This is a genomic window from Phycisphaeraceae bacterium (genome assembly GCA_015709595.1).
In the GTDB taxonomy this organism is placed as follows: domain Bacteria; phylum Planctomycetota; class Phycisphaerae; order Phycisphaerales; family SM1A02; genus CAADGA01.
In genome coordinates this window covers 2,502,814-2,527,177 of sequence record CP054178.1, presented here as the reverse complement: position 1 = coordinate 2,527,177, position 24,364 = coordinate 2,502,814, and the positions used below count along the sequence as shown (strand labels likewise).

Annotated in this window: 22 protein-coding genes and 1 tRNA gene; 16 read left to right on the top strand and 7 right to left on the bottom strand. The window is 66.7% G+C overall.

The annotated features are described in order from the left end of the window. Window positions 1-269: 269 nt before the first annotated feature. From HRU76_10705 to HRU76_10690, 4 genes are all read right to left on the bottom strand, one after another. Window positions 270-343 (bottom strand) — tRNA-Arg (locus HRU76_10705). A 347-nt stretch (window positions 344-690) separates the two neighbouring features. Then, a complete protein-coding gene (locus HRU76_10700; protein QOJ18026.1) occupies window positions 691-1,425 on the bottom strand; it encodes a DUF1573 domain-containing protein in 735 nt (244 codons plus the stop codon). Next, window positions 1,422-2,453 (bottom strand): hypothetical protein, encoded by a 1,032-nt coding sequence (locus HRU76_10695; protein ID QOJ18025.1) that lies wholly within the window; start codon window positions 2,451-2,453, stop codon window positions 1,422-1,424. Before HRU76_10695 ends, HRU76_10700 begins: the two co-directional genes overlap by 4 nt. A gap of 594 nt (window positions 2,454-3,047) precedes the next feature. Continuing rightward, on the bottom strand, window positions 3,048-4,391 hold the full coding sequence (locus HRU76_10690) for a hypothetical protein (protein QOJ18024.1): 1,344 nt from the start codon (window positions 4,389-4,391) through the stop codon (window positions 3,048-3,050). 335 nt (window positions 4,392-4,726) lie between these two features. Between HRU76_10690 and HRU76_10685 the strand changes: the two genes are divergently transcribed. The 13 genes from HRU76_10685 to HRU76_10625 all read left to right on the top strand — a co-directional run bounded on the left by HRU76_10685 (window position 4,727) and on the right by HRU76_10625 (window position 17,531). Then, window positions 4,727-5,638, top strand: coding sequence for a hypothetical protein (locus HRU76_10685; protein ID QOJ18023.1), 912 nt, complete (start codon window positions 4,727-4,729; stop codon window positions 5,636-5,638). 244 nt (window positions 5,639-5,882) lie between these two features. Next, window positions 5,883-6,398 carry a hypothetical protein gene (locus tag HRU76_10680; GenBank protein QOJ18022.1) on the top strand — a complete coding sequence of 172 codons (516 nt, stop codon included), beginning with the start codon at window positions 5,883-5,885 and terminating at the stop codon, window positions 6,396-6,398. 398 nt (window positions 6,399-6,796) lie between these two features. Further along, on the top strand, window positions 6,797-7,090 hold the full coding sequence (gene fliN, locus HRU76_10675; protein ID QOJ19170.1) for a flagellar motor switch protein FliN: 294 nt from the start codon (window positions 6,797-6,799) through the stop codon (window positions 7,088-7,090). A 46-nt stretch (window positions 7,091-7,136) separates the two neighbouring features. Further along, a complete protein-coding gene (locus HRU76_10670; GenBank protein ID QOJ18021.1) occupies window positions 7,137-8,093 on the top strand; it encodes a flagellar biosynthetic protein FliO in 957 nt (318 codons plus the stop codon). Continuing rightward, window positions 8,090-8,944 (top strand): flagellar type III secretion system pore protein FliP, encoded by an 855-nt coding sequence (gene fliP / locus HRU76_10665; protein QOJ18020.1) that lies wholly within the window; start codon window positions 8,090-8,092, stop codon window positions 8,942-8,944. Before HRU76_10670 ends, fliP begins: the two co-directional genes overlap by 4 nt. 15 nt (window positions 8,945-8,959) lie before the next feature. Continuing rightward, entirely contained in the window at window positions 8,960-9,208 is a 249-nt protein-coding gene (gene fliQ / locus HRU76_10660; protein QOJ18019.1) for a flagellar biosynthesis protein FliQ, read from the top strand. A 25-nt stretch (window positions 9,209-9,233) separates the two neighbouring features. Then, window positions 9,234-10,034, top strand: coding sequence for a flagellar biosynthetic protein FliR (locus tag HRU76_10655; GenBank protein ID QOJ18018.1), 801 nt, complete (start codon window positions 9,234-9,236; stop codon window positions 10,032-10,034). Then, window positions 10,027-11,109: a flagellar biosynthesis protein FlhB gene (gene flhB / locus HRU76_10650; protein ID QOJ18017.1), complete on the top strand. Its 1,083-nt coding sequence runs from the start codon at window positions 10,027-10,029 to the stop codon at window positions 11,107-11,109. The genes HRU76_10655 and flhB overlap by 8 nt, the downstream gene beginning before the upstream one ends. Window positions 11,110-11,167: 58 nt before the next feature. Then, a complete protein-coding gene (flhA, locus tag HRU76_10645) occupies window positions 11,168-13,300 on the top strand; it encodes a flagellar biosynthesis protein FlhA (GenBank protein ID QOJ19169.1) in 2,133 nt (710 codons plus the stop codon). Window positions 13,301-13,581: 281 nt separating this feature from the next. Beyond that, window positions 13,582-15,198 (top strand): flagellar biosynthesis protein FlhF, encoded by a 1,617-nt coding sequence (gene flhF, locus HRU76_10640; protein ID QOJ18016.1) that lies wholly within the window; start codon window positions 13,582-13,584, stop codon window positions 15,196-15,198. Then, a complete protein-coding gene (locus HRU76_10635) occupies window positions 15,195-16,178 on the top strand; it encodes a MinD/ParA family protein (GenBank protein QOJ18015.1) in 984 nt (327 codons plus the stop codon). Before flhF ends, HRU76_10635 begins: the two co-directional genes overlap by 4 nt. Before the next feature lie 137 nt (window positions 16,179-16,315). After that, window positions 16,316-16,627 (top strand): hypothetical protein, encoded by a 312-nt coding sequence (locus HRU76_10630; protein ID QOJ18014.1) that lies wholly within the window; start codon window positions 16,316-16,318, stop codon window positions 16,625-16,627. 94 nt (window positions 16,628-16,721) lie between these two features. Further along, a complete protein-coding gene (locus HRU76_10625; protein ID QOJ18013.1) occupies window positions 16,722-17,531 on the top strand; it encodes a FliA/WhiG family RNA polymerase sigma factor in 810 nt (269 codons plus the stop codon). A gap of 92 nt (window positions 17,532-17,623) precedes the next feature. Here HRU76_10625 and HRU76_10620 read toward each other — a convergent pair whose 3' ends face one another. Then, a complete protein-coding gene (locus HRU76_10620) occupies window positions 17,624-18,289 on the bottom strand; it encodes a CoA transferase subunit B (protein QOJ18012.1) in 666 nt (221 codons plus the stop codon). A 184-nt stretch (window positions 18,290-18,473) separates the two neighbouring features. Between HRU76_10620 and HRU76_10615 the strand changes: the two genes are divergently transcribed. From HRU76_10615 to HRU76_10605, 3 genes are all read left to right on the top strand, one after another. Further along, on the top strand, window positions 18,474-19,037 hold the full coding sequence (locus HRU76_10615; protein ID QOJ18011.1) for a hypothetical protein: 564 nt from the start codon (window positions 18,474-18,476) through the stop codon (window positions 19,035-19,037). Window positions 19,038-19,189: 152 nt separating this feature from the next. Next, the gene (locus HRU76_10610; GenBank protein ID QOJ18010.1) at window positions 19,190-20,650 is read left to right on the top strand and encodes a DUF1800 domain-containing protein; all 1,461 of its coding nucleotides are present in this window, start codon (window positions 19,190-19,192) and stop codon (window positions 20,648-20,650) included. 447 nt (window positions 20,651-21,097) lie between these two features. Beyond that, window positions 21,098-22,225 (top strand): DUF1501 domain-containing protein, encoded by a 1,128-nt coding sequence (locus HRU76_10605; protein QOJ18009.1) that lies wholly within the window; start codon window positions 21,098-21,100, stop codon window positions 22,223-22,225. Window positions 22,226-22,233: 8 nt separating this feature from the next. Here HRU76_10605 and HRU76_10600 read toward each other — a convergent pair whose 3' ends face one another. Both HRU76_10600 and HRU76_10595 read right to left on the bottom strand, forming a co-directional pair. Further along, complete coding sequence (locus HRU76_10600; protein QOJ18008.1) at window positions 22,234-22,914, bottom strand: methyltransferase domain-containing protein; 681 nt, start codon at window positions 22,912-22,914, stop codon at window positions 22,234-22,236. A 61-nt stretch (window positions 22,915-22,975) separates the two neighbouring features. Beyond that, entirely contained in the window at window positions 22,976-24,331 is a 1,356-nt protein-coding gene (locus tag HRU76_10595) for a dicarboxylate/amino acid:cation symporter (GenBank protein ID QOJ18007.1), read from the bottom strand. Between the last annotated feature and the right edge of the window lie 33 nt (window positions 24,332-24,364).

Sequence of the window (24,364 nt, the reverse complement as noted above, 5' to 3'; positions counted from 1 at the left end):
GCATCCGGATGGTCCGAACCGCCTGGCGCGGCCCGTTCCAGAAGTGGATCGACCACGTTGAGGTGACGGTGTGGGAATAGCGGCGCGAAGACCGGATGCACCGCTGAGGCACGGAGGGCGCAGAGAGAAAACGACAGAAGTTCCGGGCTCCGCGCTCTCCGCGACCCCACGGTGGAGTCTTCTCCGGGTTCCCGGCCTGATCCCGGAAGACTGGGTGGCGATGCAAAGAACAACGCCCCGACCAACGCCGGGGCGTCCTCTTCAGCCAACGCAAGTGGAAGGACTCGAACCTTCAACCTACGGCTTCGTAGGCCGTTGCTCTATCCAATTGAGCTACACTTGCCCTCGCGCCCGGCTCGAACAGCGCCGAACCGGACGGAACGTGAGGGTAGCACGGCACCTTGCGGGACTCAAGGGGGCCATGGCCGGTTCGCGACGACGCCACGAACCAGTGAATCCCGATCTCGGCGGGCCGGCTCCCGATCCAACTGGCGCAGACCATCAGCCGCCGGCAACCCCGGACGACCACACTGACGCCAGCCGCCCGGTGGGACGGTGGCGGGGTCGGCAGCACACGCAGGATGATGGCGGGGCTGGAGGGACGCCCTCGCATGGGCGCGCGCTGGCATGGGATCCGGGAGGAACACTCTGTGGGCGTGCGAAAGACGTTCGGATGCTGGGGGTCGTCCATCAGCCGCCAGTTTCAGGCGCCGCGATGAGAAGCGGCACACGGCTCGATACGCCTCCAGGCAGGGTGAATGCTGCCGACGTTCGGCGGGGTGTCACCGACGGCTTGGCTGAGAACTGAACCGTCGTGCGCCATCTCGCCGGGACGCCATCAGATGGCTTGGATGGGTGAATCAACTCCCACGGGCTGCGTGTCCCGTTGACACCCTCAGGCAAATCCATTGCGAGATCGGGAGGGGCCGCCTCAGACTCGAAATCGAGGAAAAACAACTCAACGCTCGACGAGCCGCCCGCGACGACAGTCAACGAATTCGGCACGATCTGCATGCTCCGCGCCAGGCGGCCCGTGCCCTCCAGGACGAGTGTGAGCACCCCATCCTTCCCGAGGTCCACCTGCACCGGTTCCGCAAGTCTCCCGGAATGGGTGAAGGCCAGCGTCGCGTCGATCCGCAGTTCGCCACCGTCGGGTATGAGCCGCTCGTCCGGCTCCGCGACGGCGCATCCACAGGTGGTGAACACTCGCGCGATTGTCAGGGCGCGCCCCGACGCGTTTCGCAGCACGAACTGGTGATTCCGATACACCGTTTCGCCGGGCTGGATGGGAACCAACCCGAAGTCGTGGCGCAGCAGCCCCTCGAACGCGGCGGGTGAGCGGGACTGCGCCATGGCCGCAATGACGGCTGCGCCAAGGCACGCCGCGCCCAATAACGCCACCACGATGATCGCGTTCCGATTCATGGCGATGTCCCCGGCTTCCGATGCCGTGCCATTCGAAGCACCGCAAAGAGAACCAGCCCAGCCCCGAGGGCGGCGAGGATCGCGATCAGGATCGCTCGACTGTTGACTTGCGGCGCGGGCGTGATCGTCGCCTGAGGCGATCGGGCAACTGGCTCGATTCGCCGCGCCGTACGAAGCACCTCGGCCAACTGATCGCCGGGGTGCGCCAGAAGCGGGGATGTCGTCACATAGGCCACGCCGTCCAGATGAAGCGATGTGCCGCCCACCGTGAAGGACAGATTCAGTCGTTCGTCATACACCCCCATGCCGGGCGCGTATTGGATCTCGAACAGGGTGTCGGACGGCGCCTCGGTCAGGGAGTTGCACGACAGCCGCTCGTATCGCGTGACCGTGCGGATCCAATTCCGCTCGTACCTGGCTCGACCAAGTTCGGAGCAGTAGAGTGTCGCCCGCTTCGGCAAGTCAAGACCGTCAACCTCCATCCACTCGTCGATGAAGAAGTCGTTCCGGTTGATGAACGGCGTTGGCCCGTCGCGCCTGATTTCCCGCAGGATGCGTTTCAGACGGAAAACCGGCCTGGTTGACGCCTCGATCGTGAAGATCACGTCCGGCGCGTTCTCGGGATGAAAGGAGCAGGTGACCTTTCCGTCGGTGTCGATTGTGGATTGAAGGATCGTCGCCGTGGGGAAGAAGTCCGTCAGATGACTGGCGGCTGGGAATCGCTCCGCCACCAGATCGAAGAGAAACCCGAACTGGTGATTGTCAGCCGCGGTCGCCCTTCCGGAGATCGACACCCCCGCGTCACCATCGACCAGTTGGAACCCGAAGGTTCCGTTCCAGGCCTTGGTGATGAGTGTCGTACTGGAGGGCAGCCCCGTTGGGCGGTATTCCGATGCGATGGACTGGTGGTAACGGTCCTTCCAGTAGGTCGAGGTGAAGGTCTGCTGGATCTCCCACGTATCAGGCGGAGGAGCCGGAGCATCGTCGAGATACAGAGGTGAAGTCCGACAGCGAACCTGCGTGACCAAGGGAGTGTCACGGCTCAGCAACTGTTCGACCAAGCGCCCAAGTTCCTCAGGCGGGAACGGCGTATCCGCACAACTGGGTGTCGATGGGATAGCAAATATCGCGATGGACGCCGCGAGTGCCGCCGGGTAACTACGCACTTCGAACACTACAATCTCTCCTGCTTACGTGGCGTGAGAGTACCGTGGTCATGCGGCGAAGCGATCGGTTGCACATGACCGCTCAACGGTCAAAACACATCAGCATCGGGCACCAACCGGTATTCAGGAATGGCCCAGCACATGGGGCGGGCCAGAAGGGCGGATTCGGGCAGGTTCCTGTAAACTCGGCGCCACACCCATTGTTCGGGCCCCACGTCGTTTCGGTACAATCCGTCTTCGCGTCGTTCAGGCATCGCTTCTGTGTCTGGGGTGATGTGCACCACGAGCATGCGGCGCCAGGTGTCGGGCAGATGGTGGTTGCTCCCACGCAATTGGTGATGAACGTACATTTGGTTTTGGGAAATACGCCAGTCACAATGACCTGAGCGTATGTGAACCCTCCAACCACGGTGCTCACGAGGCCGACCAGTGCGACATCCAGCAGTGAACGACGGTTCATGGTGTGTCCTTACCGTTGGTGAGTGTGCGTGAATGCGCCTCGACCAGGCGCGTCAGTATGCTCAGCGTTTCCTCTTCGAGACGTTCCCGTTGGCCCATGTTCGCGACGAGTTCGTGGAACTTCGGGTGCTCCATGAACTCGCCGAAGGCCTTCATGGACTCGGTTTGCACGTCGAACATCAACTGCCGCGCCGTGGCCCGAAGCGCGGCGCGAGCATTCCAGTAGGCGTCGTAACGGATGGTCAGATCCCGGCGCAGCGGTGCATCATCGTCCAGTGTCTTCAGCACGGCGGAGATGAAGCGGTCCACCCGGTCCTGTCGGTGTGTGTGCGGGTAGTGCGCCCTGTGAACCCGCTCATTCCAGCGTGCGGCGTGCGTGGGCAGCGACCGTTCGCGAAGGATCTGTTCAATCCGGGCGGCGGTCAGGTAGTTGAGGTGGTAGATGCGCAGCACGTAGGCGTCCGCGGCCCGGTCATATCGCCTGGCGCGTTCCCGATCGTTCAGGTCGAACGGACCGGATTCCGTGATCGCGTACTTGTTGTCCAGCCAGGCATATGCGCCGCCGATGATCTGGTCGATCGTGTCGATGTACTCGGCCAGCACCGCCTGAGCGCGTTCCCGCGCATCCAGCAGCTCATCCGTCGCATCCGCGGGCGGCGACGGACTGAAAAGCGGCGTCAACTCTCCATCTTCCACCGATGCCGCCTCCACCAGACGCACCAGATCGACGTTGACGCCAAGGTCGTCGATGGAGTCAGGCCCCTCCAGATCCGAGGTAGGATTCAGCAGGACGTCGCGCCGAAGCCCCAGTCGGGCGTATTCAAAGGCGTTGGTCTGTGTTTCGATCAGGATCGCATGGATCTGATTCACCAGCGCATCAATGAGTTGCATCGATTCATCTCGAGTCGATCGATGTGCGTCCATGTATTTGCGCCGGAGAGCAATCGCCTCGCGCGTATCAAGCGATCTCCAGACCTGCCATGCTTCGGACAGAACCTGAGTTCGGGTCGCTCTCAGGATGACATCGTTGACCTTGCGATCCAACGCGGTCAGACGGGTCTGGTATTCGCGAAAGACCTGCGCCGCCAGGATGAGCTGGCCTGCGTCAAGTTCAAGGCGGGCGCAGAATCGATCAAAATCCGACTGGAACACACGGGCTTCGACGGCTTCCGCGGTCGTTCGCCAGCGTGAACCCTGATCGGGCGCCGGCTGGCGCCCTTCACGGCCCGCGCCTCGCGCGCCCGCCATCGGACAACTAACCACCACCACGATCAGTGTGACAGCGTGCCACAGCAACCTCATCATCCATGCGCGATAGGCGCAGTTCCCCAGCAATGTCATACGGCACCCCTGTTGGCCGCCCTGAGACGGCCTGTGCGATGAATCTACTCGCACACGGGGGGGCGCGTCAAGAGGCAGTGAAGAAAATGTGCGACAGGGCATCATGCGGGTCCGCGAGCATTCGCAAGGGCCGACCTGCTCCCACCACCGGGATTGCAGCGAGAGGCGCCCTGACCACCGGGCTGTAAGGATCGTGTCATCGGCGGTGACATTCAGCCCCACTGGTGCGTGAACTCACAAGGCATGGGTCATGGGAAGTGCCCGCGGGGAGACATGCACCTGATTGGCGCTGACCTGAGTCGCAAGCGAGGACGACATCCCTACACTCCCGCCTCATGCGCCTCCTCATCCTCTTCAACCCCGCCGCCGGGCGCGGTCAGGCCCGGGCGGCCGCGGAGGCGGTGCGGGATGCACTGGTGCATCGCGGGCACCATGTGGCGCTTCGGGAAACCAAGCGTGCCGAGGCGGGTTCATCGGGAATCGACGATGACGGCGACGGGCCGCCTCCCGACGGCCTCATCATCGTCGGCGGCGACGGCACCATGCGGCTCGCCGCGCCGCTGGCGATGCGGCTGGGCGTGCCGGTGGCTCTCTTTCCATTCGGCACGGAGAACCTCTTCGCGCGGCAGCACGGCATGGAGCGGGACGTGGAGACGATCGTCTCGCTCGTCACCGGCGGGCGCAGCCGGGCTGTGGATGTGGGGGTGGTCAACGGCGAGGTCTTCCTGATGATGGTCTCGATCGGACTGGATGCATCGGTGGTGCATGACCTGGCGGCGCGACGACGCGGGCCGATCTCCCATGCGTCGTACGTCATGCCCATTGCGCGGGCGATGTTGAACTGGCGGGCGCCCCGGCTGCGCGTCCGGGTGGATGGAGCCGACCTCGACCCGCCAGGGCCGGGGATGCTGGTGGTCGCCAACACGCGGCAGTACGCGGGGCGGCTCGACCCGGCATCCACGGCGCTGGATGATGACGGGCTGCTGGACGTGGTCTTGTTCAGCGTGCGAAACCGATGGGAACTGCTCAGGCGGGTCACCCAGTGCTGGCGCAGGCGGCTGCTGAATTCTCGCGGCGTGATGCATGGGCGCGGGCGGTCGATCCGGGTGGAGGCCCAGTCGCCGCAGGTGTTTCAGGTGGATGGCGACCCGCCCGCGGTCGTGGGGGGACGGCCCCCGACGACGCCACTGGAAATCTCGGTGCTGCCGGGGGCTTTGCGGGTGTTCCGCCCTCCAGACGGCGTCTGATTTCGCGTCACACTCAAGTCAGGACATGCCTGAGCCGATGGTGACACGGCTGCGCGATGGTTGCGCTCCAGCCCAAGCGGCCTGCCCGACCCGCTTTCGCATGGATGGGAAGTTGCATCGGTCGTCCGATGCATCGGCGTGCGCTCACGCCGCCAGCCGGATCGTCGGATGCGTGTTTCAATCGAGAATTGCCGATGTTCACGATGCAGCGATCCACGAAGATCGCTCTCCAGGGAGTTTGACCATGGCCGAACAGGCACAGCCGGCAGCCCCCGCGCCAGGCGGGAAGAAGACGCTCATCATGGTGGCGGCCCTCATGGCGGTGGAGGCGGTCGTCATCATCGGCGCCATCATGCTGGTGGGGCGCCCGGGTTCGGTGCAGGCCAAGGACGACCTGCCGGCGGTGAACGCGGAAGAGGAGAAGATCGTCGAGGTGCAGGTGCTCAAGGACCGGCTGCTCAACGATCGGTCGGGCGCCAACTACATCCACGACGTGGAAATCTGGGCGCATGTGAAGAAGAAGCATGAAGCGCGCGTGACCGATGAACTGACGCGATTCAAGAACGAGATCAAGTCGCAGATCATGGCGATCTGGCGGGCCGCCGAGCCGCGCCATATCGCCGAGCCGCGGCTGGAGAATCTCACCCGCAAGATCGAGGTGCTGCTGCACGAGCGCTTCGGCGACGAGGGTGAGAACGGCGAGCGGATCATCCAGAAGTGCGTGGTCGTCGCCGGCCCCGGCTTCCGAATCGACGGTTGATCCGGACCAAGGTCCGTGGTGCAGGCGTCTCCCCTGCCCCTGCCTCAACCTCCCTTCGCAGCGGCGCAGGCGTCCCGCCTGCGACCCAGCACGCAACACGGTAGCGCGGGATGCTCACCTGTGATCCGAAGCGCACGAGTTGCGCATCACTGCCGCGCAGGTTTGACTTTTCGAGTGAGTTTCCCGCGCATGCCGATGCACTGCGAGCGTCGGCGGAGCCGGCGCATCGCACCTGTCGCGTGGAGCCATGGATGGCCGATCCGAAGGATCAACCCAAGCCGACGCCCGGCCAGCCGGGCGCCCCTGCCGCGGCCCAGGCCGCCGAGGAGGCGCTGCGCCGGGCGCAGCAGGCCACGGACAACCTCAAGGCGGGCGCCGGCGTCTCCGAGCCGCGGGCCATGGAGTTGCCTCCGCTCGGTGGAGGCGGCCTGGCATCGACGCAGGCGGCCATCGGTCTGCTGGGCGACGTTCATCTCAAGGTCAAGGTCGAACTCGGCCGCACCCGCATGTTCGTGGAGGACGTGCTTCGCCTCAACAGCGGCTCGGTGCTGGAGCTCGACAAGCCCGCCGGCGACCCGGTGGACATCTACGTCAACGATCGGCACATCGCGCGTGGCGAGGTGCTGGTGGTCAACGACAACTTCTGCGTGCGGGTGAGCGAGATCATCCGCGCCGAACACCCCGCCGAGTGACGCGGCGGAGAACGATCGAGCGGTCGGCGGAGCCGACCGGAACGCCATGGACGGCCCACGGAACCTGCTTCAGCTTGCGCTCGTACTGGGATCGCTCGGCGCGGCGTGGTCCGCATCCGCGTCGGCGGATTCACGTGCCTGGCTCCTCAACACCGCGGCTGAGCGAGACAGTGCGTCCCCGCGTGATGATGCCGGCACCGAGCCCGATGGTTCGGAGGAACGGTCGCCATCCCCGGCCGGCACGCTCAGCGCCAACGGTCCGGTGCGGCTGGACGGCGGGCGCAGCGCGTGGGCGCCGCCGGAAGAGCCGCACGAGGCGACAACGGCCACGACGCCCGCGAATGGTGAGCAGGCCGGGTCGGACAGGCCGTCGCGGGATGACCGATTGACGGGCTCCAGCACAGTCGCCGAGACGTCATCGGGTGAAGGGGTGGCGACGCCGTCGTCCAATGAACTCAAGCCGCTGGGGCGCGACGCGGGACCGCTGCGACTGGGAACGAAGTCGTCCGACAGCGGCAGCGCAACGGAGTCGAACGGGCTGCTGCCCGCCGGGCTGAGCGAGGTGCTGCGCGTCGGCGGCGCGCTGGCGGTGGTCGTCGGCCTGCTGCTGCTCTTCGCCATGCTGACGCGGCGGCTGAGCGGCACACTGCGGGCGGGGCGTCCCGCGGGCGTGCTGGAAGTGCTGGCCCGCTACCCCGTCGGGCGCGGCCAGCACCTGATGCTGCTGAAACTCGACCGCCGCGTGCTGCTGGTGCATCAGAGCGGCTCGAACATGGCGACGCTGGCCGACCTGCGCGAGCCGGGCGAGGTGGCCTCGCTGCTGTCGCGCATCGAGGCGGCCAACCGCGAGTCGATGGGTGGTCGGTTCCAGTTGCTGCTTGAGCGCGCGGGCGGACGTTTCGGCGATGGCGCGACGGCAGGCGGCGCCGCGGCACGCGACGGCGAGGTCGAGACGATCGACCTGACGCGCAGCACCTCGGCGCGGAGGCGACTGCTCCCATGACGGCCCGCGCGATCATTCTGTTGATGATGATCGTCGCCGCCGCGCCGACACTTGGGCAGAGCGCGGCGGTGGACGAGTTGAATCCCATCTCGCTGGTCGAGGAGGCGTCGCAGTCGGTTCCAGGGTTCGAGGGCGGCTTCTCCGGCGCGGTGCAGGTGCTCATTCTGCTCACCGTCCTGGCGCTGGCCCCGGCGATTCTCATCCTCTGCACGTGCTTCACGCGCATGGTCATCACGCTGGGGCTGCTGCGGCAGGCCCTCGGCACACAGGGGCTTCCGCCCAGCCAGGTGATCGTGGGGCTGAGCGTGTTCCTGACGCTGCTGGTGATGGCGCCGACGTTCAACCGCATGTATGTCGAGGGAGTCGGGCCGTACATCAGCGGGGCGCAGCCCGACCAGGGCATCGCGTGGGAGCGGTCGAAGCAGCCGCTGCGCGATTTCATGTTCGATCAGATCGATGCCAGCGGCAACTGGTCGTCGGTGTACATGATCCTCAACTACCGTGGGGTGGACACGTCGGACCCGGCGTCTCTCACGCGGGCGGACGTGGACATGCTCACGCTGGTGCCGGCCTTCGTGCTCAGCGAACTGAAGGTGGCCTTCCTGATCGGGTTCCGCATCTACCTGCCGTTCCTGGTGATCGACATGGTGATCGCGTCGCTGCTCATTTCGATGGGCATGCTGATGCTGCCGCCGGTGCTGATCTCGCTGCCCTTCAAACTGCTCCTCTTCGTGCTGGTGGACGGCTGGCAGCTCGTCGTGGGCACGCTGCTGACGAGCGTGGTGCAGCCGGACACGGCGACGACGGCCATGAGCGCGGCGGGCGTGCTCGCAGGTGGAGGCGGCCCCTGACCGGGCCCGTGAATCATGGAAGCGAATCAACTGGACGTGGTGCAGCAGGCATTGATGGAGGCGCTGATCATCTCGGCGCCCATTCTGCTGGCGGGGCTGGTCGTCGGACTGCTGGTGTCGCTCTTTCAGGCGGTGACGCAGATCCAGGAGCAGACGCTGTCATTCGTGCCCAAGATCGCGGCGATGATCATCGTGGCCGTGGTGCTGCTGGGGTGGATCGCGTCGCGGCTGCTTGACTTCTCAATTGAGATGTTCAGCGCGTAAGGCGCGTCAGGAGAGCCGTCGCCGCGTGCCGATCATCGACACCATCTCGGCCCATCTGGCCCCGGCGATGCTGGTGATCTTCCGCATCGGCGGGCTGGCGGTGTTCGCACCGCTGCTGGCGTCGAGCGTGGTGCCGGTGCGCATCCGGGTGCTGCTGACGATCGTACTGGGCCTGGCGGCCTACCCGCTGCTGAGCACGCGTGCGGGTTTCGCGGACGGCGTGGTCCTCGACCTGTGGACGCTCGCGCCGCTCGCCCTGGCCGAGATCGCCCTGGGCGCGCTGGTGGGCTACCTGGCCAGCATTCCGCTTGTGACCGCGCAGACCGCCGGACTGGTGATGGGCCAGCAGATGGGGCTGGGCTTCGCGCGGCTGTTCAACCCGGCCATGGATGATGAGGCGGACGTGGTGGGACAGGCGCTCTTTCTGCTGGCCATCGGCGGGTTCCTTGCCGTGGGTGGGCATGAACAGATGCTGCTGTGCCTGATGCACAGCTTCGAGCACGTGCCCCTGGGCGCGTACGCCACCGACATCGGCGTGCTGGAACTCATTGCCGGGGTGCTGATCGCCTCGCTGGAGATGGCGCTGCGCATCGCGGCGCCGCTGCTGGCGATGATCTTCCTCGAGACGATCGCGATGGGATTCCTCGCCAAGACCGTGCCGCAGCTCAACATCCTGTCGCTGGGCTTCCCGGTGCGCATCATGGCGGGCCTGTTCATCATCGCGTCGGGGCTGCTGATCATCGACGCGGTGCTCATCGACGGCGTGAATGATGCGTTCGCGCAGATCCTGTCGTGGCTCCATGAAACGGGGGTGAGCCGTGGCTGAGGATCTGGGCGAGCGTACCGAGGAAGCCACGCCGAAACGCCTGCAGGACGCGCGCGAGGAAGGCCGCGTGCCCAAGAGCGCGGACGCCGCCGCCGCCGCCCTGCTGCTGGTGGTGGTGCTGATGCTCTTCGTGGCCATGACGCCGGTGCTGGGCGAGCTGCGTCTGTACCTGGAGCGGGCCCTGGGGGTTTCATCCGGGCTGGACCTGATCCGCGTCGAGGCGATCGGCGACGCCCCGCGTGAGGCGCTGGTCGCCTTCGTCCGCATCGGGCTCCCGCTGCTGTTCATCGCCTGGCTGGCGGCGTACGGGGCGCACTTCTGGCAGGTGGGGTGGCTCTTCACCAGCAAGGCGCTGGCCCCGAAACTGGAGAAGATCAACCCCATCAACGGGTTCAAGCGCATCTTCGGGCTGCAGGCGCTGGTGAAGGCGACGCTGGACAGCGCCAAGGTGGCCGCGGTGCTGCTGGTGGCGGTGCTCAGCATCATGGGCATGTCGCACGACATGCTGCTGCTCCCCAACCTGTCCATGATCCACGCGCTGGCGGTCGTGGGGTGGATGATGTTCGACCTGGCGCTGCGGATTCTCGCGGTGCTGGCGGTGCTGGGGCTGATCGACTTCATCTGGCAGCGCTGGAAACACCGGCGCGACCTGCGCATGACAAAAACCGAAGTGAAGGAGGAGATGAAGCACACCGACGGCGACCCGGAGACCAAGAAACGGCGCCAGCGGCTGCAGCAGCAGATCGCCATGCAGCGGCTGCGGACCTCGGTTCCCCGCGCGGATGTGATCGTCACCAACCCGGAGCACATCTCGATCGCCATTCAGTACGACGAGAAGACCATGCGGGCGCCGCGGGTGGTGGCCAAGGGGCAGGACTACGTCGCCCTGCGGATCCGGCAGATCGCCATGCAGCACGGCATCCCCATCGTGGAGCGCAAGCCGCTGGCCCGCGCCCTGTATCGAGGCGTGGAGGTGGGGCAGGAGATCCCACCCGAGTTCTACCAGGCCGTGGCGGAGATTCTGGCCTACGTGTTCCGACTCGCCAACCGCAAGCCCGCCGCGACGCCCGCGTGACGCCGCACGACCGACCTGACCGACCATGGCCGACCTGACGCCGACCAACCTGCCCTTCATGACCGCCTGGCGCGCCGTGGCGCGTCACCGGCACCTGCTGCTGCCCATCGCCTTCCTGGCGATGCTGGTGGTGCTGATCGTGCCCATGCCGACGTTCGTGATGGACCTGCTGATCTGCGCCAACATCGCCATCGCGGCGATCATCCTGATGACGACGATCTACATGCAGCGTCCGCTGGACTTCAGCGTGTTTCCGTCGCTGCTGCTGGCGACCACGCTCTTCCGGCTGGTGCTGAACGTGGCCTCGACGCGCCTGATCCTCAGCGCCGACGCCGCCACCCCGGCGGAAGCCGAGGCGGTGGCGGGGCACGTCATCGAGGCGTTCGGCAACGTGGTGGCGGGTCGGTCGCAGGTGGTTGGCATCATCATCTTCATCATCCTCATCGTCGTGCAGTTCGTGGTCATCACCAAGGGCGCCACGCGCATGAGCGAGGTGGCGGCCCGGTTCACGCTCGACGCCATGCCCGGCAAGCAGATGGCTATCGACGCCGATCTTTCGGCGGGGCTGATCGACGAAGCCGAGGCCAAGCGACGCCGCAGCGAGACCATGCGCGAGGCGGACTTCTACGGCGCCATGGACGGCGCCAGCAAGTTCGTCCGGGGCGACGCCATCGCGGGAATCATCATCACGCTGGTCAACATCGTGGGCGGATTCGCCATCGGGGCCTTCGACAAGGGGTGGTCGATGACGGAGTCGCTCGAGGTCTTCACCACCCTCACCATCGGCGATGGGCTGGTCAGCCAGATTCCCTCGTTCATCATCGCCATCGCGGCGGGCCTGATCGTCGCCCGCGCGGGGGACAAGCAGACGCTGGGCGAAGAGATCCCCGCGCAACTCACGTCGCAACCCGTGGCGCTGTTCCTGATCGCGGGGTTCTTCGGTCTGCTGGCCTTCACCCCCCTGCCGACGATGCCGCTGCTGGCCGGGGCCGCCATCGTGGGCGGCGTGGCCTGGGGAATCACGTTCGTCGCGCGTCAGCAGAAGGTGCTCAAGGAGGCCGAAGCCCGTCAGGAGGCCGCCCGCACCGCGGCCCCGCCGCCCCCGGTCGAGGATCTGCTGCGCGTGGACACCATGGAGATCGAGATCGGCTACGGGCTGGTGCAGATGGTCGATGCCAACCGAGGCGGCGACCTGCTCGACCGCATCGCCATGATCCGGCGCCAACTGGCGGCGGAAATCGGCATCGTCGTCCCGCCCATCCGCATCCGCGACAACATGCAGCTCGATCCCAACGCCTACCGGGTCAAGATCCGCGGGGCGGTGATCGGCGAAGGAGAGGTCTACCCGCACCTGCTGATGGCGATGGACTCCGGCATGGCCACGGGCAAGCCGGACGGGATTGCCGGACGCGAACCGGCCTTCGGACTGGAAGCCATCTGGATCGAGCCGGAACAGAAGCAGCGGGCCGAGAACATGAACTACACCGTGGTGGACGCCACCAGCGTGGTGGCCACGCACCTGTCCGAGTTGATCCGGGGCCACGCGGACGAACTGCTGACGCGGCAGGAGGTCAACCACCTGCTCGATCAACTCCGACAGAAGTCGCCCAAGATCGTCGAAGAGGCCATTCCGGGCGTCATCAAGGTCGGCGACCTGCAGAAGGTGCTGCAGAACCTCCTCAAGGAGCGGGTGCCGATCCGCGACCTGGAGACCATCCTTGAAACGCTCGCCGACTGGGGTGCGCACACCAAGGACACGGACGTCCTCACCGAGTACGTCCGCAATGCGCTGCGGCGGACCATCTCATCGCTGTTCGCCACCAGGCAGGAGGGTCAACGCGATCGATTGCACTGCATCACCATGGACCCGGCGGCGGAGGATCTCATCAGCGGATACATCGAGCGCGGACCGGGGGGCACCAGCATGTCCATGCCGCCGGACGTGGCCAACCGCATCGTGCGCGCCGTGGCGCAGGCGGCGGAGCCGCTCGTCTCCTCGGGCCATCAACTCGTGATTCTCTCCTCCCCCACCGTGCGGGCGCAGGTGAGGCAGATCGTCGAGAGCCGCTTCCCCAACGCCGTCGTGCTGGGGTACAACGAGATCGTCAAGGAAGTTGACGTGGAGTCGCTCGGGCTGGTGCAGGTGGAGGAGCGGGCGGCCTACCCGAGAGCCGCCGCGGCGGTAGCGTGAGTGGAAAGGGTGAGGGAGAAACCGCCAGCCATCAGCCGATGGCGAACCTTCACATCGCCACCTGATGGGGCAACGCGGCGCTCCGCACCGTGAGACGATGCGGGACGTACTCACGTCGGGTCGCCATTTCGGCAGGCGCGCCGGATGGGCGGCCGATAGTGTGAGTGGTCGATCCGCGGCCTGTCCACGTTCGCGTGAGAATCGGCTATGATCCGCGGATCGTCGCCCCGGCGCTGGAGGCGCCGGTTGCACCGTTCGCGCACGCCAGGGAGGGCACGCGCATGAGTCTGAGGACGTACCGGGCGTACACGATGGCCGAGGCGCTCGCCGCGGTGAAGCGGGATCTTGGCGCCCGTGCCACCATCCTCAATACGCGGTCGTTCAAGCGGGGGCGATTCTTCGGGCTGTGGCGACAGACGGTCGTCGAGGTCACCGTGGCCACGGGTGACGACGCTGCGGGCGCGAGCACCGTGGGGCGTGGTCGGACCACCAGTTCACGCCGAACGAGCGCCGCTCCGGCCCAGGCGGCGCAGCGGGCTTATGGCGGGGCGAAACTGACGCCGGGACGACCGATCTCCAACCTGGAGGCGCGCAAGATCGACCTGCTCGCCGCCATCGAGGAGCACCAACGCAGCGCCTCCCAGCCCCCGGCCCGACGAGCCGCGACGACGGAACCATCGGGACAGAAGCCCCGCCTCGCTGCGATCACGAACACGCCCGCTCCCGCGGCGGCGGAACCCAGGCCAACCGTTTCCGTTGCGCCGGAGATCGAACCCAAGGTCGCGCTCCAGTCCGAACCTGTCGCGCCGGTGGCCCAGCGCTTCATCCTGCAGCCCGCGGACGAATCCGAACCCGCGGGCGACGCGGAGATCATGGCGCAGGCGAGCCAGCCGCACTCCACGGCAGCACGGCCTCACGTCGCGCCTGCAACGTCGCCCGGTGGCATGACCCGATCGCCGGTGCCCGGAACAGACGCCGCCCAGAGTGAACTGCACGCCATCCACCAGATGGTCAGCCAGATCTTCCAGCAGCAGACCCTGGGCGCGACGGGCCACGGGGGAGGCGGGCTGGTCCGTCAGCCGGCCGCCCCCATGCCTCAGCACGTGTTCGACACCTATCTGCAGCTCATCGGGCAGGATCTCTCGGAGGAACTGGCGAGTGAAGTGATCGAGCAGGTGCAGGCGGACCTTTCGGCGGATGAGCTGGCCGATCCAGAGGCGGTGCGGCGGACGGCGCGCCGGCGGCTCATGGCCCTGGTCCCCACGGCGGAAGAGCCGATGGCGCTTCCCACGAATGACGGGCGTCCCCGCACCATTGCGCTCATCGGTCCCACCGGCGTGGGCAAGACGACGACCCTGGCCAAACTGGCGGCCACGTTCAAGCTGCGCCATCAGCGGCGCGTGGGGCTGATCACCTCCGACACCTACCGCATCGCGGCCGTCGAGCAGCTGCGCACCTACGCCACCATCATCGGCCTGCCCCTCAAGGTGGTGCTCACACCCGACGAAATGACGCAGGCCTGCCATCAGCTGCGGGATTGCGACGTGATTCTCATCGACACCGCCGGGCGCTCGCAGAAGGATCACGAACGGCTCGATGAACTCGGCTCGTTCATCGCCGCGGCGAACCCGCACGAAGTGCATCTGGTGCTTTCCAGCACCGCCGGTGAGAAGGTGCTGATGCAGGAGGCGGAGTCATTCTCGCGGGTGCGGATCGACCGCATCATCCTGACGAAACTGGATGAGGCGGTCTCCTTCGGCATGCTCATCAACGTGGTGCGCAAGGTGGGCAAGGGTCTGAGTTTCCTGACGACCGGACAGGAAGTGCCGGATCACATCGAGCCGGGCCGACCCGAGCGCCTGGCCGGACTGCTGCTGGGCGAGGAGGTCCGCGCGTGAGCGACCAGGCCACCCGTCTGCGGCGGCTCGTGCAGGGGTCGGGCGTGGCCGACGACGGCGGCGGCGTGGCCCTGGTGGTGCCGCCAAGCGTGCGCACCGGCCAGGTGAGCTTCCGCCCCGAGCCGGTCAAGCCGCGCACGGTCGAGCCGGTGCGTCCCGCGCCGGTGCGCATGGCGCGGGCCATCGCGGTTTCGTCAGGCAAGGGTGGCGTGGGGAAATCCAATCTCGCCGTCAACCTCTGCGTCGCGCTGGCGGCGATGCGGAAGCGGGTGTGCCTGATCGACGCCGACCTGGGTCTGGCCAACGCCGATGTGCTGTGCAACGTGCAGCCGCGACTGACGCTGGACGACGTGGCGCACGGCCGGTGTCGGCTGGGCGAGGCGGTCCTGGAGGCGCCGGGAGGGTTTCGCCTGGTGCCTGGCGCCTCGGGCGTCACCCGCATGGCCGACCTGCCGATCGACCGTCAGGAGCACCTGCTGCGAAAACTGGCGATCCTCGAGCGGGCCATGGACGTCATTGTGATTGACACCGGCGCGGGGATCCACCGCTCGGTGCTGGATTTCGCCGCCGCCGCCCACACCGTGCTGGTGACCGTGACGCCCGAGCCGACCTCCATCACCGACGGCTACGGATTGATCAAGGCGCTGACGCGGCGCACGAGGGACATCCGGCTCGAGATCGTCGTGAACATGTGCGATGACGCAAAGGAGGGCCAGGCGGTGGCGGCCCGGATCGACCGTGTGTCGCGCACGTTTCTCAATCGCGCCGTGGAGTTCGCCGGCACGGTGCCGATGGACGAGGCGGTGCGCGAGGCGGTGCGTGTTCGAGCGCCCTTCTCGCTCTACGCGCCCAAGGCGCCGGCGTCGCGCGCCGTCGCCGCTCTGGCGCGTCGGCTGGCGGAGCCGGACGCCGCTCCGGATGCTTCCACCGGCGGCTTCCTCGCGCGGTTCTTGCGCCGCTTCAGCGCCAAGAGAACCTGAGGCATGGATTCGTTCAAGGCGAACGCCGGGTCGGCCGATAACAGGTGGTTCAATGCGCCGTGTCGCGGCGCCAGTTCCGTTCGCACGTCGTTCCCCGCGAATGGAGTGGCTCATCGCGTCCGCGCTGGAGGGTCGTGATGCGCGGCAGCGCCACGCACGTTCTGGCCGCCTGCTTCGCCCTGTGCGCCTTCGCGGTGGCGGTGGTCGCGGGTCTGGCGTCGGGAAACGAGGCGATGACCATCCTGCTCCGCGCGGTTGTTGCGCTCATGCTGTGCTATCCCGTGGGCCTGCTCGTCGGATCGGTGTGCGAGCGGGTGGTGGAGCGTCACATGGAGTCGTACCGGTCGGCGCATCCCGCCGACGGACGCACGATGGACGCATCGGCCTCGATGGTCGAATCGCGTCGTGATCCGGAGGCCTCTTCAGTTTCTGAGACGCGCCCCGCCTGAGCGCTTGCTTCCGGCGCGCCGGTTGCGGTATAGTGTGCCTACATCTCTTCGCCCGCCAAGGACCAGGCGGGCTCGAAGGTCAAGGAGCCGACCGATGCCGAAGACCAGGACGACCTCACGTCGCAACACCGCGGTGCTCTCGTGGGCGGACATGCCCATCGAGGAAGTGTGGGCCGAGTATGCCCGCACGCACTCCCAGGAAATCCGCGACTTCCTGATGAAGAAGTACCTGGAGCTGGTGCGCTACACCGCCGAGCGCATGCACATGCGCCTGCCCAACGAGGTGGACGTGGAGGATCTGATGTCCGCCGGGCTGTTCGGCCTGATGGACGCCATCGACGCCTTCGACGTGGAGCGGGGCGTGAAGTTCGAGACGTACTGCACGCAGCGAATCCGCGGCGCCATCTTCGATGAACTCCGCGCCATGGACTGGGTGCCGCGGCTCGTCCGCAGCCGCACCGCCAAGGTGGAGCGGGCCCGCAAGTCCCTCGAGATGGAGCTGGGACGCAAGCCCACCGACGCCGAACTGTGCAAGCGGCTCAACGTGGATGAGGCGGAGTTTGACAAACTCTGCAAGGACTCCCGCCCGGTCGGCGTGGTGTCGCTCAACCGCAAGTGGTACGAGACCGACTCGAACAAGGACGTCCGCGAGATCGACGTCATCAAGGATGATCGTCAGCAGAACCCGCTGGGCACCATCCAGCGCGACGATCTGAAGGCCCTCATCACCAAGGGGCTTTCCCGCGCCGAGCGGCTCATCGTCATCCTCTACTACTACGAGGAGATGACCATGAAGGAAATCGGCGCCACGCTGGATCTGTCCGAGTCGCGCGTGAGCCAGATGCACTCCTCGATTCTGGCCCGGCTCAAGGCCCAGATGCAGCATCGCACCACGGACGAGTAAGCCGCGGGGCCTCATCTTCACATGACCCTCTGAACCGACGGCGGGACAAACCCGCCGTCGTGTGTTTTCGCACCCCGGCGGGCACGTCCCCGTCAGGCGAGCGCGACTTCCCGAACGTGCTCCGGGATCAGGATCCGCGCGGCGGTCTTGGCCCTGACTTCATCGACCGTCACGCCCGGGGCCAGTTCACGCAGCTCGAAGAGCCGCTTCTCGCTGTTCATCTCCAGTACGCACAGGTCGGTGATGACCATGTCCACGCACGCCCGGCCCGTGAGCGGCAGTGTGCAGGCGCGCAGAATTTTCGGCTCGCCCTTCTTGTTGGTGTGCTCCATCGTCACCACCACGCGCTTCACCCCCGCCACCAGATCCATCGCCCCGCCCATGCCCTTGACCAGTTTGCCGGGAATCATCCAGTTGGCGATGTCGCCATGCTCGGAGACTTCCATAGCGCCGAGGATGGCGAGATTGATGTGCCCGCCCCGGATCATGCCGAATGAGTCGGCGGATGAGAAGAACGAGTGGCCGGGCACGCCTGTCACCGTCTGTTTGCCGGCGTTGATCAGGTCGGGATCGACCTCGTCCCTGCTCGGAAACGGCCCCATGCCCAGCAGCCCGTTTTCAGATTGAAGCCACACCGTCATGCCCGGCGGAATGTGGTTGGCCACCAGCGTCGGCATGCCGATGCCGAGGTTGACGTACATGCCATCGCGCAGCTCCTTGGCGGCGCGGCGGGTGATCTCATCGCGGGTCAGAGGCATGATTCTCTCCGTTCCAATCGTCGGGCGGCATGATAGGGATGGTGAGCGGAACCCAGCACCGAACGCGGGTTGCCCGGGTGACTCCCAGCGCCGACAAGCACAACTGAAACCAACACCCCCAGCTACCCGCCCTAAACCCCCTCTATCCCGACGTCACTACCCATCGACACCCTGGAGTTCCATCATGCTCACCACCGCTCAGGTCTGGGCCATTCTGCTCATCCACGTCGGCATCATCCTCGTCGTCACGGCGTACTACACGGTCACCGCGGCGTTGCTGCCGGGACTGAGCGAACGGGCCGCGGCGCGGTTCGGGCAGCGGCCGTGGCTGGCGGCGCTCGTCGGCGTGCTGATCTCGCTGCCGTGGGTGGTGGTGGCGCTTGGGATGATGGGCCGGGGCGGGCCGGTGGCGGGAATCGGCAGCGTCATCGGACTTCTGTGGATTCTGTGCGGACTCGTCGGCGGCGGCGGCCTGGCGCTTCACGTAGGGCGCGGCGGCGATGACCGTCGACCATCGCACGCGACCATCCGCGGCGGACTGCTCATCACGCTGGCGTGGATGCTGCCGCTCATCGGCTGGTTCTTCGTGCTGCCTCTCTCGATCGCCACCGGCGTCGGATGTCTGCTGCTGGGGATGCTGCCGCGCAGGCCCGCGGCGGTGGAGTTCACAGGCGCGTTCGGGGGCGGCGCGGGGGGCGGGGGCGGCCAGCCGGGTCTCGTGATGTTTGACGAGGGGCGGTTCTCGTAGGTGGGACGACGCCTTGGGATTGCCACCGCTTTGAACCGACGTTCGCTCGGGACTCCTCGCGGCGGGTTTCGAACCCTCAACCCGCCCCCTTCGTTCTCGGCTTGCACCGACTCGCCAGATCGCCGAATCACCTGATCGCCCAATCTCTCCCCATGCCCACCACTCGCCGCGATTTCGTTCGACTGCTCGGCGCCGGCGGAGTTGCCGGCGGGCTGGCCACGGCGCTCGCCGGATGTGACGACGCGGTGGACTCGCTGGCCGTGGCGCTGGACCCTGGGTCAGATGACTTCCGCCCGCCGTCCGCCGCTGAGATCGACGATGCGTCGCACGTCATCAACCGGCTGACGTACGGCCCGCGCCCCGGCGATCACGCCCGCGTGTCGCAGATGGGCGTCCGGGCGTTCATCAACGAGCAACTGCATCCCGAGAAGATCGGCGACCGACGCGCGGAATGGAAGGTGAACGGACTGGAGTCAATCCACGCTTCGCGCGGGGACCTGTTCAGCCATCACCCCCGGCAGCTGCTGCAGGATCTGACGCGCGCCAAACTCATGCGGGCCGTCTACAGCCGCCGCCAGCTCTACGAGGTGATGGTGGACTTCTGGACCGATCACTTCAACATCGTGATGTCGAAGGACCAGTGCCGGTGGCTCAAGGCCGCCGATGATCGCGAGGTGATCCGCGAGCACGCGCTGGGCGACTTCCGCACGCTGCTGCGGGCCAGCGCCCTCAGCCCGGCGATGCTCATCTATCTCGATGGCCACGACAACAAGGTCGCCAGGCCGGACGACCGTCCCAACGAGAACTACGCCCGCGAACTGCTCGAGCTGCACACCCTCGGCGTGCATGGGGGCTACACGCAGCAGGACGTGATGGAAGTCGCCCGCTGCCTGAGCGGGTGGACGTACGGCCACTCGTTTCTGCGGCCCGACCGCGTGTCCTTCAACCCCGACTTCCACGATGACGGCGAAAAGACGGTGCTGGGCGTGCACATCCCCGCGGGCGGCGGTGCGTCCGACCTGGACCGGGTGCTGCGGATCGTGTGCGATCACCCCGCGACGGCGCGGCACATCGCGTGGAAACTCTGCCGCCGCTTCATCGCTGACGAGCCGCCCGCGGAGGCGGTTCAGGCGGTGGCGGCGGCGCTCACGTCGAACGAGTGGAGCATTCGCGCGGGCCTGCAAGCACTGTTCGAAACCGAGGCGTTCTGGACCATGCGAGGCGGGATGTTCAAGAGGCCCTTCCACTTCGTCGCGTCCGCGCTTCGGGCCGTGGAGGCGACGACGGATTGCGGGCCGCGACTCATCGAATACCTGGAGCGCATGGGTCACGCGCCGTTCCAGTATCCCACGCCGGACGGGTACCCCATCGAACCACAGCCGTGGATGGGCACCCTGCTGTGGCGCTGGAACTTCGTGCTGGCGCTGGAAGGGCGTCGCCTACGGGGCACCTCGTTCGACGGCGAGGCGCTGGTGCGGCGCATCGGCTCGCGGGAAGGCGTGGCCGCCCACGCGCTGGGACGCGCATTGACCGAGAGCGAGCGGCAGGTCATCGAGGCGTCCGAGCATCCGGTGTCGCTGCTGCTGGCCTCACCGGCGTTTCAGCGATGCTGAGGGCATGATTCAACACAGAGACACACGAGAGAGACACGAGAGAAGTCAGGAATGTTGAAACACGGAGGGCCTCGGAGGGCCGCGGAGAGACAAACAGATCAACACAAAGGGATACGCAACGGACGCAGGTGGTGAAGGAAGTTGGGATGCATAACAGACGAGGCCGCCAAGGCGTCGGGATGAAGCAGGTGGCGAACCATCGCTTATCAGGACGCCGAAAACGCAAATCCGCGCGTGCATGGGACGCATCGACTCGAACACATTCGCGCTGAATGCAGGCATGGTACGTCCAAACGACGATTCCCTTTTCTCGCGTTGCTCACATTCACCTCTGTGTTGAGTTGACCTTCCCTCCGTAGCCCTCCGTGCTTCTCTTCTCTTGTGTCTCTCTCGTGTTGCTCTGTGTTGACTCTGGTCTTCCCCCCGCGTTTCAGCTCAGAAGAAGCCATGCGAATCCGACACGACTATCTCGACCCGCAGACGCCCGAGGATCAGGTGCTGGTCGTCGTCTTTCTGCGCGGCGGGGCGGACGGGCTGACGCTCGTACCGCCGGTGAACGATGACGGCTACCACCGCGCCCGCCCGACGATTGGCGTGTCGCCGCGCGACGCCATGGCGCTGGACGATGTCTTCTCGCTGCACGCTGATCTCAAGCCGCTCATGCCGTGGTACGAACGTGGCGAGCTGGCCATCGTGCATGGGGTGGGGTCGGAGGACGCGACGCGATCGCACTTCGAGGCCCAGGACTTCATGGAGCATGCCGGCAACACGGGAGGCGGCTGGCTGGCGCGCTACCTGCGCGCCCGGCCGGGCGGCGCGGGGGCGCTGTGCGCGGTGTCGATCGGCACCACGCTGCCCGAGTCGCTCCGCGGCGCGCCGGGCGGAGCGGTCATCCAGACCGTGCGTGACTTCTCGTTGGGCGATGAACCTGTCGAACGAACCTTCACCGAGGAGCTCGCGCGGCTGTACGCGGCGGAGAGCGGCCCCCTTGGGCAGGCGGCTCGCGACACGATCGAGGCCATCCGCCGCCTCCGCGCCCTGAGGGCCGATGACCCCGGACCACGGAATCGGGCCGCCTACCCGGACGGATCATTCGGGCGGGGGCTGCGCGAGCTGGCCCGCATCATCCGCGCCGACGTGGGGCTCGTCGCCAGCACCATCGATCTGGACGGCTGGGATACGCACTTCGGGCAGAACGCGCTCATCGGCGGGCTCATGCGCACCCTGGCCCAGGGTATCGACGCTTTTCTGACGGATCTTGGCCCCGAGTCGCGCCGCGTGACGGTGGTCGTGATGACCGAGTTCGGTCGCCGCGTCGCCGAGAACTCTTCGCTGGGCACCGATCACGGGCTGGCGAGCGTGATGTTCACCATCGGCCCGGGCATCCGCGGCGGGCAGGTCGTGTCGCGCTGGCGAAACGTCGATCAGGCCCAGCTCATCGGACCTGGCGACATTCCGGTGGGCATCAACTACCGCGACGTGCTGGCGCCGATACTTGCGCGGAACAATCCCGGACTGGACCTTGCAGCGGTCTTCCCGCGATACAACGTTGCGCCCCTGGGCATCACCGGCTGATGGTTCGGTCACAACGCCACGTGGACCGCGACGGCGTGTCCCGGCTCCTGCGGCGCCAACGGGCGTCCCCACATGAGGTACTCCACGTTGCCCGCGCCTTGGCGCGAGCTCTTGCCGCCGCGGATGGGTGATTCGGTGACCCCCGCCACCTCGAACCCCAGTCCCGGCATGGCGGCGATGACGCGATCCAACGCCTGTCTGGCCGCCGCGTCGGACAGGGCTCCGCCGCGCGGCAGCGATGCCTTCACCTCCGCCGAGACTTCGTAGTGCGGCTTGACCAGCGAGACGATGGCGCCGCCCGGCCGCAGCACTCGGAGCGCGGCGGGAATGGCCAGCCGTTGCGCCGTCCACCCCAGGTCGATCACGATCAGGTCGAAGGTCGCGCCCGGCAGTTTCTCGACGAGGTGCAGGGCGTTGGTCCGCTCCATCACGGTCACGCGCGGATTGTTGCGCAGCCGCCAGTCGAGGACGCCGTACCCGGTGTCCACGGCGTGGACGCTCGCGGCCCCGCGCTGCAGCAGACAATCCGTGAACCCGCCGACGTTGCAGCCAAGGTCCGCGCACCGCAGGCCCCGCGGGTCGAGCCCGAAGATGTTCAGGGCATGAGCGAGCTTCACGCCCGCGCGGGAAACGAAACTCGATTCCGCGGCGTCGCCCGGCGACGGGATGTCCGGTTGATTCTGCGGCATGAGCAGCATCGTACGGCTGCGATGTCGCCGCGGCCGTGGGTTGAGAATCGCTCGATCGTGGTCACGCCATTGCCTTCCCGCGGTCATCGGCTTCATCGGGCGCCAGCCGCGTGATGATCTTCGCACCCACGGCGTCGCCCCACACGTTGATGGTGGTGCGGCACATGTCGAGGATGCGATCGACGCCGAGGATGATGCCGATCGCCGCGATAGGCAGTTGCGGGGCGCTGGCGCCGCCGGTGGCGGCGAGACTGCCGTTCACCGCCGCGATGACGATGACCATCGTCACCAGCCCGGCGGAGGGGATGCCCGCCGCCCCGATCGCCGCCAGCGTGGCGGTGATGACGACGATCACCAGTTCATCGAGACTGAGCGTCACGCCGTAGAGCTGGAACAGAAAGACGACCGCCACGGCTTCGTAGAGCGCGGTGCCGTCCATGTTGACCGTGGCGCCAAGCGGCAGCACGAAGTTGGAAGCACGTCTGGAGCATTCGCCCTCGCGCTCGGCGTTGTCGATCGTGACGGGAAGCGTGGCCGAGCTGGAGTCGGTGCCGAAGGCGGTCATCAGCGCCCGCCTCATCCGCCACATGAAGCGGTAGGGGTTGACCCGCGTGAACACGTACAGCACGGCCGGCAGGGTGATGAAGCCGTGGATCGCCAGACCCACCAGCACCACCAGCATGTACCTGCCCAGCGGCGCCAGCAGTTCGCCCAGCCCGATCTTGCCCACGGTCCACGCCGCGAGCATGAAGACGCCGATCGGCGTGAGCCAGATGATCCAGCGGACGAGCAGCATCATGGCCTCGAACATGGCGTCGAAGAACGCCGCCGCCTGCCGGGTGCGTTCACCTCCCGCGGCGATGGCCAGCCCGATGAGGATGGCGAAGACAATGACGCCCAGGGCGCGGGTGTTGGCCATCTCCTCGACGATGTTCGAGGGCACCATCTGGCGCAGAATGTTGAGCCACGCCTCTCCCAGCGTGGTGGACTGAGCGGTTTCGGCGGCGGCGCGCACCGTTTCGCTGCCGGCGTAGCGCTCGACCCCCTCGGCCTTGAGCGCCGCCACGGTGTCGGGCGGCAGTCCGGCGCCGGGTCTGATCGTGGTGACGAGGATCGCCCCCAGGATGACCGCCGCGAACATCGTGGCCAGGTAGTACGTGACGGTGGCGCCGCCCACCACGCCCAGTTTCGACGGATCACCGATGCGCGTCACGCCCGAGACCACGCTGACCAGGATCAGGGGAATGATCATCAGCGTGAGCGGCCGGATCAGCACCAGGTCGCCCATCTGCTTGGTCCAGTGGGCGTCGTCGATGCGCTGGTCGGGAATCGGATTGTAGAGCACGAACTGCCCCACGAGCACGCCCAGCACCAGACCCGCGAGGATCAGGACGGTCAGCAGATTATTCTTCGACATGATTTCCAGCGTAGGGGCGCACCGCGCTCGCGG

Excerpts from the sequence above, each read along its gene's own strand:
- HRU76_10700 (QOJ18026.1), bottom strand. The coding sequence starts at position 1,425 with ATGAATCGGAACGCGATCATCGTGGTGGCGTTATTGGGCGCGGCGTGC.
- HRU76_10690 (QOJ18024.1), bottom strand. The coding sequence starts at position 4,391 with ATGACATTGCTGGGGAACTGCGCCTATCGCGCATGGATGATGAGGTTG.
- HRU76_10685 (QOJ18023.1), top strand. The coding sequence starts at position 4,727 with ATGCGCCTCCTCATCCTCTTCAACCCCGCCGCCGGGCGCGGTCAGGCC.
- HRU76_10680 (QOJ18022.1), top strand. The coding sequence starts at position 5,883 with ATGGCCGAACAGGCACAGCCGGCAGCCCCCGCGCCAGGCGGGAAGAAG.
- fliN (QOJ19170.1), top strand. The coding sequence starts at position 6,797 with ATGGAGTTGCCTCCGCTCGGTGGAGGCGGCCTGGCATCGACGCAGGCG.
- HRU76_10670 (QOJ18021.1), top strand. The coding sequence starts at position 7,137 with ATGGACGGCCCACGGAACCTGCTTCAGCTTGCGCTCGTACTGGGATCG.
- fliP (QOJ18020.1), top strand. The coding sequence starts at position 8,090 with ATGACGGCCCGCGCGATCATTCTGTTGATGATGATCGTCGCCGCCGCG.
- fliQ (QOJ18019.1), top strand. The coding sequence starts at position 8,960 with ATGGAAGCGAATCAACTGGACGTGGTGCAGCAGGCATTGATGGAGGCG.
- flhA (QOJ19169.1), top strand. The coding sequence starts at position 11,168 with ATGACCGCCTGGCGCGCCGTGGCGCGTCACCGGCACCTGCTGCTGCCC.
- flhF (QOJ18016.1), top strand. The coding sequence starts at position 13,582 with ATGAGTCTGAGGACGTACCGGGCGTACACGATGGCCGAGGCGCTCGCC.
- HRU76_10630 (QOJ18014.1), top strand. The coding sequence starts at position 16,316 with ATGCGCGGCAGCGCCACGCACGTTCTGGCCGCCTGCTTCGCCCTGTGC.
- HRU76_10625 (QOJ18013.1), top strand. The coding sequence starts at position 16,722 with ATGCCGAAGACCAGGACGACCTCACGTCGCAACACCGCGGTGCTCTCG.
- HRU76_10620 (QOJ18012.1), bottom strand. The coding sequence starts at position 18,289 with ATGCCTCTGACCCGCGATGAGATCACCCGCCGCGCCGCCAAGGAGCTG.
- HRU76_10615 (QOJ18011.1), top strand. The coding sequence starts at position 18,474 with ATGCTCACCACCGCTCAGGTCTGGGCCATTCTGCTCATCCACGTCGGC.
- HRU76_10610 (QOJ18010.1), top strand. The coding sequence starts at position 19,190 with ATGCCCACCACTCGCCGCGATTTCGTTCGACTGCTCGGCGCCGGCGGA.
- HRU76_10605 (QOJ18009.1), top strand. The coding sequence starts at position 21,098 with ATGCGAATCCGACACGACTATCTCGACCCGCAGACGCCCGAGGATCAG.
- HRU76_10600 (QOJ18008.1), bottom strand. The coding sequence starts at position 22,914 with ATGCCGCAGAATCAACCGGACATCCCGTCGCCGGGCGACGCCGCGGAA.
- HRU76_10595 (QOJ18007.1), bottom strand. The coding sequence starts at position 24,331 with ATGTCGAAGAATAATCTGCTGACCGTCCTGATCCTCGCGGGTCTGGTG.